Origin of the sequence: Saccharopolyspora hattusasensis, assembly GCF_050972075.1 — a bacterium.
Lineage (GTDB): Bacteria > Actinomycetota > Actinomycetes > Mycobacteriales > Pseudonocardiaceae > Saccharopolyspora > Saccharopolyspora hattusasensis.
This window is the reverse complement of the sequence record NZ_JBPCDC010000001.1, coordinates 1,299,753-1,312,424: the sequence shown is the minus strand read 5'-3', so window position 1 is coordinate 1,312,424 and position 12,672 is coordinate 1,299,753. Positions and strand designations below refer to the sequence as shown.

The 12,672-nt window shown below is 64.5% G+C and carries 3 protein-coding genes (1 of these 3 cut by a window edge); 1 reads left to right on the top strand and 2 read right to left on the bottom strand.

Features of this window, described 5'->3' with window-relative positions; all coding sequences use genetic code 11:
* Nucleotides 1–287 precede the first annotated feature (287 nt).
* Nucleotides 288–539 carry a hypothetical protein gene (locus tag ACRXBZ_RS05550; protein WP_433878103.1) on the bottom strand — a complete coding sequence of 84 codons (252 nt, stop codon included), beginning with the start codon at nucleotides 537–539 and terminating at the stop codon, nucleotides 288–290.
* 921 nt (nucleotides 540–1,460) lie between these two features.
* Entirely contained in the window at nucleotides 1,461–1,781 is a 321-nt protein-coding gene (locus ACRXBZ_RS05545; RefSeq protein ID WP_433878102.1) for a hypothetical protein, read from the bottom strand.
* A gap of 90 nt (nucleotides 1,782–1,871) precedes the next feature.
* Here ACRXBZ_RS05545 and ACRXBZ_RS05540 point away from each other — a divergent pair, with 90 nt between their 5' ends.
* A protein-coding gene (locus ACRXBZ_RS05540; protein WP_433878101.1) for a DUF8616 domain-containing protein crosses the window boundary here: on the top strand, nucleotides 1,872–12,672 show its 5' end (the start). It continues 24,284 nt past the right edge of the window; 10,801 of the gene's 35,085 nt are visible here — the first part of the coding sequence; its start codon is at nucleotides 1,872–1,874; its stop codon lies beyond the right edge, outside the window.

Sequence of the window (12,672 nt, the reverse complement as noted above, 5' to 3'; positions counted from 1 at the left end):
GCAGGTTGGCCAGGTGGGTGGCAGGTTGGCCAGGTGGTGGACCGTTTCGATACCGGCGGCTTTGCCGTTCGGGCGGCGCCAGCGCCATCCGGATGCCCTGCCGGGCCCCGAGCAGATCGGTTCGCAGGTTTCCGTCCAGAACAAGGACCTTCCAGGCTGCGGGTCCTGGCACGTCCGTGCCCGCCCACGATTTCCATTGAAATTGCGGAGGTTGTCCACAGGCATCGGCGTGTCGGGGTGCGACACGCCGACGGTCCGCAAGTTCCATTGAAATCGAAGGTTCGATTTCAATGGAACTTGCGGGTTCTCTCCGCCGAGGCGGACTCGATGAACGTCTCCGCACCGGCGTTCACCGCCAGGGCCGGCAGGGCCGCCAGAGCCGGCAGCAACGGCAGCAACGGCAGCAACGGCAAACCCATACAGGATTCGCCGCCCACCGCCTCCAGAGCCCGCCAGAGTCCGTCCACACGACCCCGCATGGACTCGACTGTGAGGGTGGGCCGGTCAAGCACAACCGGAATCAGGGAAGCCAAGAACACGAGAGCGCGGCTCCTGGATAGACCGTCACGGCTCGGACAACCCGATGATCTCCTACCGGAAACCGCGCCCTCGTCTCGCGTCCCACCTGGACAGAAATCCCCCGCAACCCTCAGATCAACCTTGCACACGCCCTGCGTTTCAACCCAGGGCAGCCTATGGCGAGACGCCTGTCACAGCCGCTTGACCGTCTCAACGACCGTCCCCGCGCTGCGGAGCTCGGCGGCGGCCGCGCGCCCTACAGCCACGCCGCGGCTGCGGGAGAAGGCCAGGCGATGACCAGTGTGGTGGGCGGGCAATTCTCGATGGGGCCGTAGGTCACGGCCTGCGGTGGGTACCTGGGGCGGACCGAACTGTGTAGATCACCGGCCTGCACGTGTAGAGCCATCGTGCCTGGTCACCAGTCGTGAGTGCGAAAACGGGCTGGAGCCCGTTTTCGCACTCACGACACCCGACCTGCGGCAACGGCACCCTGCACCGGTCGCAATGGAGGTCACGAACAAGCTCGGTGTCGGAGCGAGGCCGATGCCTCTTTTCTTCTGTCGCCCGGGTTAAAGGGGCACACTTGTCGGTCTTTCGTGGTGGAGTGCCGTGTTGTCTGGCAACATCGTTCCGATGTTGCGTGTGCGATGTTGAATCGCGCATGATGAGAAGTGGTGAGGGGCGATGCTTGGTCAGGAACGTTGGTTTCTGCTGGCAGCCCCACATCCGTTTCCTGATGTCACGGACAGGTTTCTCGACTGGATTCGCCAACCTCGCTCAGGGCGAATCGCCCAGGTGGGGCTGGAGACCTTTACTTGTGGGACAGCTGTGCGGGGCGTCGGGCTTTCGCACCAAGTTCAGGAGCGCGGCACGGGTCGACTCGACGCGCTACCGCAGGCGCGTCTTGCGGAGGTCGTGGTGGTCTGCAATGAACTCCGTGATCAGCGATGTGGCCGGTCGGTCTCGACGGCGAAGAAAGCCGACGTCGCCGTGAGAATCGCGTTGTCGCGCTTGAGTTCCGTATTCTCCTGGCGTAGCCGTTGCGACTCCGCTGACTTTTCGGACGCTACACCCGCACGCGCCGCGGTGTCGGTCTCGCTGTGGCGAACCCATCTGCGCGCCGTCTCGGCTGTCCCGACACCTGGTGGATCGGCCAGCGCCTGCATCGCTGACCGCTGCGGGGCATGCTCCCCGCGAGCCTCGGCGGCCTTTCGGACAGCCCGCTCACGTGACTCCGGCGGGTGGTTCTTGGAACGAGACACGACTTTCTTCTTCCCCACAGATGAAACCCGGGGACGGACCGGGGCGGCTCAAGACTTTCTAGTCGCTGGTTTGAGGATGGGGTGGGTGTGATGTTTTCGTCGATCATGGTGCCGGAGGGGGTGAGGCGGCTTTTTCAGGTGTTGACCGGTGAGGATATGACGGATGCGGATGAGGGTGTGTTGTTCGCGGTGGCGGATGCGTTGGAGTCGGGTGCGGCGGGGCTGGGTGAGGTGCGGGCGTTGGTGGCGGAGTTGGTGGGGAAGGTGCGGACGGAGTTTTCGGGGAAAGCGGCGGACCGGTTCGCGGACGGGTTGGGGATTTTTGATGGGTTGTTGTCCTCGGGCCAGGCGGGGTTACTGGATTTAGCGGTGTTCGTGCGGAAGACGTCGCAGCAGGTGCGGTATCTGAAACTGGTGACGATTTATAGCCTGGAATTGCTGGCGGTGGAGATGTCGTGGGCGATGCAGTTTGCGGGGGCGACCGCTGGTGCGACGCTGGCGTGGCTGGCGGCGCGGATGGCGGTGATGCGGTTTTTGTTGACGAGCTGGTGGAGGCAGTTGTTCATGCGGTTGGCGATGATGGCGGCTGGTGGTGTGGTCTTCAACGTGCTGCCGGACGTGCAGGCCCAGCTGCAGATGTGGGGTGAGGAATCGGCTGAGAAGTGGGATAGGACGCTGACCGAGCAGGCGGCGGGGATGGGGGCGTTCTCGGCGTTGGTGGCGCTGCCGATGTCGGCGGTGGGCGGTCTGGTCAGCAACACGTTGACGAAGGTCCTGGTGAAGGGCCTGGGCGATGACGTGGATGCGGCGATCCTGGAGGCGGCGGTGAAGAAAGCGGTGGCCGAGCACGCGGAGTTGTATCCGGTATCGGCGATGGCGAAGTTCGCGGACGCGGTGGGCAAGAGCCTGGATAACTATGCGGGGATGTCGGTGGGGGCGATGTGGCTGGCGCGGTTCGGGCATAGCGTGGGGGAGGCGGTGGCGGGCTCGTTGTCGGAGTTGTTCGGGGAAGCGTTGTATGCGGCGGCCACGGGCCAGAAGGTGACCTGGAACCCGTTTAGTTTGACGGCGGGTTTCTTCGAGACGGTGTTCAGCGGTGTGGGCAACCTGGCGGGTTTGGCGTTGCGGGGCAAGCTGCACCCGGAAGGCCCGAGCCCGTACCTCGAGGGCACCGGCCGGGGTGGGGGCGGCAGCGACGATGGTGGCGGGTCCGGTGGGGAGAAGACCCCGCTGCCGGGGGCAGGGTCCGGGTCGCAGACAGGGGACATCCCTGGCTCCCCAGACAAAAACAGCACGTTCATCCCATCCGATGCCTCGCGACCGGATGGTTCGCGATGGGATGGCTGGGCGGGCTCGGATTCCGGGGCCGGGTCGGATTCCTCGAGTGTGTCTGATGTGGACTCTGTGTTCTCGGATACCGGGTCGGTGGATTCGGCTGCGGTGTCGGTGTCTTCTGGTGATGGCCTGGTGGTGCCCGGTTCCGCTGTGGTGTCTGCCGTTGTTGTGGGCGGCACAGACGGTAAGGACGGCACGGACGGTAAGGACGGTACGGACGGTAAGCGGGGTGCCGATGGCGGTGTGCCGGGCAGGGACGCGGCCGGTGATGTTCCGGTGGGGCCGGGTGCCGGGCAGCACCGGCCGGGCACACCACCACCGGCATATTCCGGTGGGGTGTCGGGTTTTGGTCCGGACCGGCCGGGCACACCGCCGCCGCCGTACAGTCCGGGTCCCGGTGGCGATCAGGCCGTGCCTGGGAAGCGGCCGCTGGAGGTGTCTGCCTCGAAGACACCGGACTTCCCGACGGTGACCCCACATACGTCTGATGTGCCCGCGGATGCCCCGCGCCCGGAGACTGTCAGGTCCGGGTCTGTCGTGGGCCCCGGTGGTGTGCCTGCGGATGCCGCGCGTCCGGGGACTGTCGGGTCCGGGTCTGTCGTGGGCTCCGACGGTGGTGTGTCTGCGGATGTCGCGCGCCCGGAGGCTGTCGGGTCCGGGTCTGTTTCCGGCAGTGGTGTGCCTGGGGGGCATCCGGGGTCGCCGGGTGGGGTGGCCGGCCGTGATGGGGATCCCGCTGTGGACGAGGCGGTGGTGTCGCCGGATTCGGTGACGCTGCCGGGGGAGGGGTCGCAGGCGGCGTCGTCTGTGCATCGGGATCCGGTGGCGGTGTTGCCGGCGGTGTTGCCGGCGGACACGGTGCGGGTGCCGGTGCCCGCGAATGTGGTTGCTGGTGGCAGGTTGGGGTTGGCGGAGTTCATGCCGGACGGTGTCGCGGGTTCCACGGGCGGGCCTGTGCTGCTGGTGTCCGACAGCGATCCGGACGCGGGTGTGGTGGTGCCATCGGGTCAAGGGTCGGCACTGGCGCAGTATCTGGGCCGCAACGTTGTCGCGATGACGCCGGGACAGGCCGGGCGCGAGCCGCAGTTAACGGTATTCCCCGCGGATGGTTCTCGTCCCAAGCTGCTGGCTGGGCCTGGTGCCGCGGTGCTCGCCGCCGGGCGGAGTGGGGGCGTGGCCGGCTTGGCGGACGCCTCGACGACGGTCCCGGCCTCCGGTGGGGAGCCGGTGGCCCGGGGTGAGGCACCGGCTGCCCAGCAGAGGTCGGTGGTTGGGGAGGGACAGCCCGCGGCCGCTGCACCCGATGCCGGGGCGGGCACGGTACGGGATACCAGTCGGATACCGGTGGGTCAGTGGACGCCGTCGGAACTGCGCCGCGCGATCGCCGAGGCGAAGCAGCTGGAGTTGTCCAGCATGGAAAAGGAGAAAGCCGGGCAGATTGTGCAGGGCACGCATGACGTCGTGGGGTTGGCTCGCGGGGATGCTGTTGTGCCGCTGGAGGATGTGGTGGCGCTGGTCGCCGCCAAGTACCACGACCTCGGCCCGGAGCACCGGGATCAGGTGGTGGAGTTTTCCGGGGCGCTGGCGGACATGCTGGGTACGCGGCGCAGCGAGCCGGTCATCCACGCCGGGGCCGGACCGGCACGGCCGTCCGCGTCCGGTGTGGAGCCCGCCCCGGTGCCCTTCGGTGAACTGAAGCCTTCGGTGGATGGGGGGGCTGAGCTGCGTGGCGGCGGCGCGGAGTCCGCGCGGGGTGGGTCACGGGGGCCGTTGCCGGATGTGGTGGATGACCGGCGGGTGCTGAACGCGGAGGATTTGGCGGGGGTGTCCGAGGAGGGGCGCGCGGCGCTGGACACGGTGGGCTTGCCGGCGGACACGGTGCGGGCTGCCGGGACGGCGTCTGCCCAGGAGAGGTCAGTGGCTCGGGAGGGACAGCCCGCGGCGATCACACACGATGCCGGGGCGGGCACGGTGCGGGATACCGGCGGGAAACCGGTCGGGCAGTGGACGCAGCAGGAACTGGAATGGAAGATCGCCCGGACGAAGACGCTGCGCTTGTCCAGCAGCGAAAAGAAGACGGCGCGGAAGATTGTGCGGGACACGCATGATTTCCAGCGGTTGGCTCGCGGGGAGGCTGTCGTGCCGCTGGAGGGTGTGGTGGCGCTGGTCGCGGCCGAGTACCGCGAGCTCGGCGAGGATCATCGGGACCAGGTGGTGGAGTTTTCCCGGGCGCTGGCGGACAGGCTGAGCAGCAAACCGGGCATCCAGCAGAGTACCGCGGCGGTGCCGGAGGAGTTGGAAAAGGAGCGGAAGGAAAAGATAGCAGCGCGTCTCAAGGACCGGCGGATTCGTGTCAAACAAGAGCGGGCCGAGCGGCGTGAGCGGATTGCGGCAGGGCTGGCGGAGCTGGCGAAGCTGGAGGCTCAGAAGGCGGAGTTGGAGTCGGCGCAGGAGAAGGCGTGGGATCACGTTCGGCAGGCGAAATTGGAGGCGCTGCCGGAGCGTATCGAGACGGTGCAGGCGGAGGTGGACACGCTTAAGAACCTTGAGAAGGCCGAGGAGGAAAAGGAGGACAGGGCGCGGGAAAGGGTCAGAAACTGGAAGGCCAGAAAGCGGGAGGAGCGGGCTGAGCGGATTGCAAAGTTGGAGGCTTCACGGGCGGAGGCTGTGGCTGGGCAGGCAGAGTTGAACGAGGTGCCGAGGGCGGAGTGGGATGCGGCTCAGGAAACGAAGTGGAAGGAGCTGGAGCGGGCTAAAACGGCTGCGGAGGCGGATTTGCGCGAGATTGCGGTGGACGATGAGCAGAGGCGCGAACAGAACAGGGAGAGCTTGCTTGCTTCTAGGAAGAGGAAGAGGGACAGAGAGGAAGAGGGGAGGCGGGTTGCGGCGTTGTCTGGTGGGCGGTCGGCTGATGCTGCGGCGGATCTGCGGGTACTGAGCGAGCAGGCTGACAGGTACTTGGAGGCGCTGGCGCTGACTGACGAGGAAAAGCGCAAGTCGTTGTGGGCGGAGGCGGAGGAGGAGTTGGGGGCGCCTCTTAATGGGACGCCGGCGCTTGTGAGCGTGATGGCTCATAGCTTGGACATGATGGACGGCTTGTCTCCGGAGGAAGTCGCGGAGCGTGTTGCCGCGGAGCGGGGAAGGCTGGCCGATTTTTGGAGGGCGGGGGCGCATATCAGTGCGGGCGCGGGTCCGGAGCCGGATGTGAGTGATGCGGGGACCGATGACGCCGGGGGCGGTCTCGGCAAGAAGGCACGGGAGGCGCTGCTGGCCCGGCTTAGTCTCTTGCGGGGAGGCTCGCCGTCGGGGGGAACGTTGCCCGTCGAGGGGACTGGTGGGGACGGTGGTGCTTTCGGGGTTGCGCTGCGTGAGTTGAAGGGGGCTGACCCGGGCAGGCGGGCCGAGGCGTATGCGTACGCGGACAGTATTTTGGGGTCTGGGGAGAGTCTGAAGGCTCGGGTGCTGATGGCGCATCAGTACCTGACGTCCCCGGATGATGAAACTGTCGCGGAGCGGCTGCGTGTAGAGCGGGAGCGCCAGATGATCGGGCTGGCGCATATCAGTGCGGGCGCGGGTCCGGAGCCGGGTCCGGGGCCGCGGCCGGGGGGGCAGGCAGCGGGACGGTCCGGGGAGTCTTCTGCGGCGGGTGGGGGTTCGGGCCAAAGGGGCGGGCCTTCACAGCCACATGCTGTGGTGCCGGTGGGTGAGGGCGCGGGTGGTGCCGGGCACCAGACGGAGCGGGAGCAGCGGGCTGAGCGGATTGAGGCAGGGCTGGCGGAGCTGGCGGAGCTGGCGGCTCGGAAGGAGGTGGAGTTCCCGGGGCAGAAGTTCGATCCGATCCGAGAGGTGATGTTGGAGGGGCGGGCGTGGGATCCGGTTCAGCACCGGGAGTTGAAGGCGCTGCAGGAGCATATCGAGACGGTGCAGGCGGAGGTGGACACGCTCCGTGAGGCGGTCGTGCAGGACTGGGATGAGCGATACAAGCGGGCCGTTGTGGAGTTGCAGGAGTGGAAAGAGATCGCTGATTTTGATGATGTTGTGAACCGGTTGTTGGCTGATGCGGAAGCGGTTTTGGGGCCGCTGAAGGCGTCCGGGCGGTTCCGGGTTGTGATGGCGCACTGGTTGGGTGAGCATTCGGGTGACTGGCACGGTGCTCAGGCGGTGCGGGTGGAAATGGCCGGTTATCTGGCCGGTTATCTGGGCGGTGACTCTGGCATTGGCATGGCGGTGAGTGGTTTGCCTCGCGACGCGTTCGAGGAGGCGAGAGCACAAGAGCAGGCAGCTCGTGCCGGGAACCAGGCGGAGGCTGTGGCACCGATGGTGCGCGGGGACGCTTATGAATCAGCGCTGCGCGTTATTTCTGAGTTTAGTTCGGTAAGGCGGACGTTTGAGGAGGCCGGTCAAGCGTTGGCCAGCGAACAAGATCGAGCTCGCGTGAACGGTTTGTACGCTGACGCGGTCAAGGTCTTGGGGCCTCTCGGGGGGTCCAAGCCGTTCCGGTATGTGATGGCACGCGAGTTGATGAAACCGCGGGCTGATCAGCAGGTGCAGGAGTTGCGGCGGAAACTGGTCTGTTACCTGGCTGGTGACGTGAGTGGCGGTGCGAAGCCGAGAACTGCCGACAACTTGCGTCGTGCCACGGCGACCCCGGCGCCTAGAGACCATCGAGCTGAAGGAAAGGAGATTTTTCGGCGGCACGTGGCGGCCGGCAGAGCGCTTAGTGGTTTGTCCGCAGCTGATGTCAACAAGGTCCTGCGGAAGGAGGCATCTGAGGACGTGCGTCGTTGGCCGTATTACACCGGCAAAGAGTTGGGGGATTCGTACAACAGATCCGAGCGTTGGGGTCGCGAGGTACTTGGTGCTGTCAAGAAGCAGCCGGTCTCCGATTTGGAAGGGGGGCTTCTCCGGGGGATTTTGGAGGAGGAGAGGCGGGTTGCGGAGTCGCCTGGTGGGGGGTCGGCTGATGTTGTCCGTCCCGGTCGTCGTGCCGCTGCTGAGAATCTGAGGGGACTGGAAAGGCACGCCAAGAGCGTCTTGGTAGCGCTTTCTAGCGACTCTAAGCGCCGTTTGTTGGCGGAGGCGGAGAACAAGTTGGGGTCGCCTCTTAATAGGGAGCCGGAGCTTGTGAGGGTGATGGCCAATAGCTTGAACATGATGAACGATCCTTTGTCTCCGGATGAAGCCGCGGAGCGTGCGGAGCCCGTTGACGCGGTGCGGGGAAGGCTGGCCGCTATTTGGATGGCGATGACGGGCATCAGTGCGGGCGCGGGTCCGGAGCCGGGTCCGGGTCCGGGGCCGGAGGGTCAGGCAGCGGGACAGTTCGGGGAGTCTTCTGCGGCGGGTGGGAGTTCGGGCCAAAGGGGCGGGCCTTCACAGCCACATGCTGCGGTGCCGGCGGATGAAGCCGCGGGTCATGCCGGGCACCAGACGGAGCGGGAGCAGCGGGCTGAGCGGATTGAGGCAGGGCTGGCGGAGCTGGCGGCGCTGGCGGCGCTGGCGGCTCAGAAGGCGGAGTTGGAGGCGGCGTTGGAGCCGGGGCGGGAGTTGGATTCGGCTCAGCACCGGGAGTTGACGGCCCTGCAGGAGCGTATCGAGACGGTGCAGGCGGAGGTGGACACGGTGCGGGACTGGGATGAGCGATGCGTGCGGGCCGTGGTGGAGTTGGACGAGTGGAAAGATATCGCTGTTTTTGATGCTGTGGACCGTTTGTATGTTGCCGTGGACAAGGTCTTGGGGCCTCTCGCGGAGTCGAAGCCGTTCAAGGATGTGATGGCACACGCATTGCTGAAGAAGCTGGAGAACCTGGGGGACAAACCGCAGGAGCAGCAGCAGTTGATGACGAACCCCCAGGCTGATCAGCAGGTGCAGGAGTTGCGGTGGAGACTGATCTGTTACCTGGCTGGTGACCTGAGCGGCCGTCCGGAACCGAGCACTGCCGACAACTCGCGTCCCGCTGCGGCCACCCGGGCGCCTAATAAAAATCGATCTGAAGCACTGAGGATTTATCAGCGGAACATAGCGGTCGGCAAGGTGCTTAGTGGTTTGCGGGACGATACTGCTGTCAACGAAATGCTGCGGCGCGACGCAATTGCGGAGGCGTGTCGCAGGTGGTACACCTCCGAACGTTTGGGAGAACGATACAACAGAGCCAAGAATTGGGGTGCCAGTGTTCTTGAGAAAGTCAAAAAGGAACTGTCCTCCGATTTGGAAAATTCGGTGGAGTCTCTGCGACACATTTTGGTGAAGGTGGAGGTGGAGGCGGAGGCGGCGGAGGCGGAGGCGGCGGCGGAGGCGGCGGCGGAGGCGGCGGCAATCACTAACCTACGGAATGCTTATCGCGCCAAGATTAAGAAGTGGGAGAATAATATAGATAAGGCACAAACCAAGACAGTCTTTGATCGGGCATCGGAAGCTGTCGCTGCTGTTGAGGAATTTCGGGGGGAGTACCGAAACTACGCCGTGCAGAAATTGCGGTGGATTTACGAGACAACGAGAGGCGGGTTCGCGCAACTGCAAGCTCGGTACGGTCGAGAGGTTGAGGACGGCGAGTTCTACCAGATTTTCGGGGAATTCCAGGGTGATCTTCAATTGCGGGATGCGGTCGCGCATCGGCTGGTGACGAATGGCGGTCAGTTAGAGGATGCGGAGGCGTTTCTGCAGCGACTGCATGGTCTGAGGCTCGCGGCGTCGGCCGTGAGTGCGGGCGCGGGTCCGGAGCCGGATAGGGGCCTGGTGTGGCCGAGCGTCCAGGAGCGTTGGCAGGCGGATCGTGCTCGGGATCAGGCGGAGGCTGCGGCCGTAAGCTTGATAAAGCAGGAATTCGCGGAGATCCGTCAAGCGTTGGCCAGTGAACAAGATCGAGCTCTCGTGAACGGTTTGTACGCTGTCGCGGGCGAGGTCCTGGGGCCTCTCGCGGAGTCGATCCCGTTCCGGGATGTGATGGCACACGCGTTGCTGAAGAAGCTGGAGGATCTGCGGGATAAACCGCAGGAGCTGCAGCAGTTGATGACGAACCCCCAGGCTGATCAGCAGGTGCAGGAGTTGCGGTGGAGACTGGTCTGTTACCTGGCTGGTGACCTGAGTGGCCGTCCGGAACCGAGCACTGTCGACACCACGGTGATCTCAGAGGGACTCTCAGAGCCTGGAGCCGATCGAGTTGACGGACGGGAGGTTTATAAGCGGCGCGTGAAGCTTGGCGTGCAGCTTAGTGGTTTGGAGGACGCGGATGTCAACAGGGTGCTGCGGGAGGAGGCGATTGCGGAGGCGCTTCGCACGGAATACACCACCGCCGCCGGTTTGGCAGCTCAGTTCGCGAGATCTGAGTCTTGGGGTTCCCGTGTTTTTGCGAAGGTCCGGGAGCGGCTGATCTCCGATTTGAAGGCTGCGGTGGGGTCGCTGCAGCAGATTTTGGCGAAGCCGGAGATGAATGGCTTGCGGAACAAATATGAAGCCGAGATCGAGAAGTGGTTGAATAACATAGATTCGGCGAATACCCCGACGGTCCGTAATCGGGCATCGGAAGCTGCCGATGCTCTTCAAGAGTTGCAAGATGCGCTCGTGACGCATGGAGGTCAGGAACAACAGCTTGCGCGGGGTTATGGCGAGGATCCGTCGCAGTCGCACGGCTCCGGTGGATTGAATCAGGCGGCAGGCTCAGGGAAGCCTTCTGCGGCGGCCGAGCTGAGGGCGCGGATCGCTGACGCGGAGGCGGGGTTGCAGAGAATGCGCAATGAGGGGCGAAAAGTTCGCGTAGACGGGGTGGACGTAGGCGTAGACGGTCTGATCGATGCGGTGAAGCCGAGCATGGGAGCTCTTGGGGTCCCTGCAGAACTCCGGCATGTGATGGCGCACTACATGCTGAGTCCTCCGGAGAATGGCAAGGGCATCGTGGAGTTGCATCAAGAACTACGTGAGTTGGCGGTGGGGGACCCGCAGTCGTATCAAGAACTACGTGAGTTGGCGGTGCGGGACTGGGACGAGCGATACAACCGGGCTAAGGCGCATTTGCGTAAGTGGCTCAGGAGCGCGGATCGTGGTCGTGTGGTCCGGTTGTTGTCTGATGCGGACAGGATTTTAGGGCCGTTGAGTAAGTCGAAGCGGTTCCGGGTTGTGCTGGCGCACTGGTTGGATGAGCATCCGGACGACGCGCGCGGTGCTGAGGCGGTGCGGGGGGAAATGGCCGATTACCTGGCCGGTGACCTTGGTGACCTTGGCGTGGTGGTGAGCGGTCTGACTCACGACGAGATCGAGGCGGTGAGAACGGAAGAGAAGAAATACCTGATAAAGCGGGAATTCGCGGAGGCCGGTCAAGCGTTGGCCAGCGAACAAGATCAAGATCGCGTGAACGGTTTGTACGCTGCCGCGGGCGAGGTCTTGGGGCCTCTCGCGGTGTCGAAGCCGTTCCGGGATGTGATGGCACACGCGTTGCTGAAGAAGCTGGAGAACCTGGGGGATAAACCGCAGGAGCAGCAGCAGTTGATGACGAACCCCCAGGCTGATCAGCAGGTGCAGGAGTTGCGGTGGAGACTGATCTGTTACCTGGCTGGTGACCTGAGCGGCCGTCCGGAACCGAGCACTGCCGACACCACGGTGACCTCAGAGCCTAGAGCCGATCGAGCTGACGCACACCAGATTTATGCGCGGCACCTGCTCCTTGGCAGGGAGCTTAGTGGTTTGGGGGACAAGGATGTCAACGAGGCGCTGCGGAAGGAGGCGATTGCGGAGGCGCTTCGCACGGAATACATCACCGCCGCCGGTTTGGGGGCTCGGTTCGCGAGATCTGAGGCTTGGGGTTTCAATGTTTTTAAGGTGGTCCGGAAGCAGCTGGCCTCCGATTTGAAGGCTATGGTGGGGTCGCTGCAGCGGATTTTGGCGGAGCCGAAGATGAACACTGGCCTGCGTAAACAATATAAAACCAAGATCGAGAAGTGGTTGCGGGGTCTAGATTCGGCGCAGGTCAAAACGATCCGTGGTCGGGTATCGGATGCTGCCGCTGCTGTTGAGGAGTTGCAGAGGGCGTACTCGAACCAGGCGGAGGCTGCGGCCGTTACTGTCCCGATGATGAGCACGGTCGAGGCTGATCCAGCGCTGGACTCTCGGGTTAGTTCGGTAAAGCGCAGGCTCGCGGAGGCCGGTAGGGCGTTGCGCCAGGTCGCCGACGAACAAGATCAAGGCGTCGTGGACGGTTTGTACGCTGTCGCGGACCGGGTCTTGGGGCCTCTCGCGGAGTCGGAGCCGTTCCGGGATGTGATGGCACACGCGTTGCTGAAGAAGCTGGAGAACCTGCGGGATAAACCGCAGGAGCAGCAGCAGTTGATGACGAACCCGCAGGCTGATCAGCAGTTGCAGGAGTTGCGGTGGGAACTGGTCTCTTACCTGGCTGGTGACCTGAGCGACGGTGCGGATCCGAGTACTGCCAACAAGTTGCTTTCCGCCACGGTTACCCGGAATCCCCGCGAGAAAACTTCTGAATCAGTGCAGGAGTATCACCGGCGCCTGGCGGTTGGCGTGGCGCTTAGTGGTTTGCGGGACAAGGCTGCTGTCACACGGGTGCTGC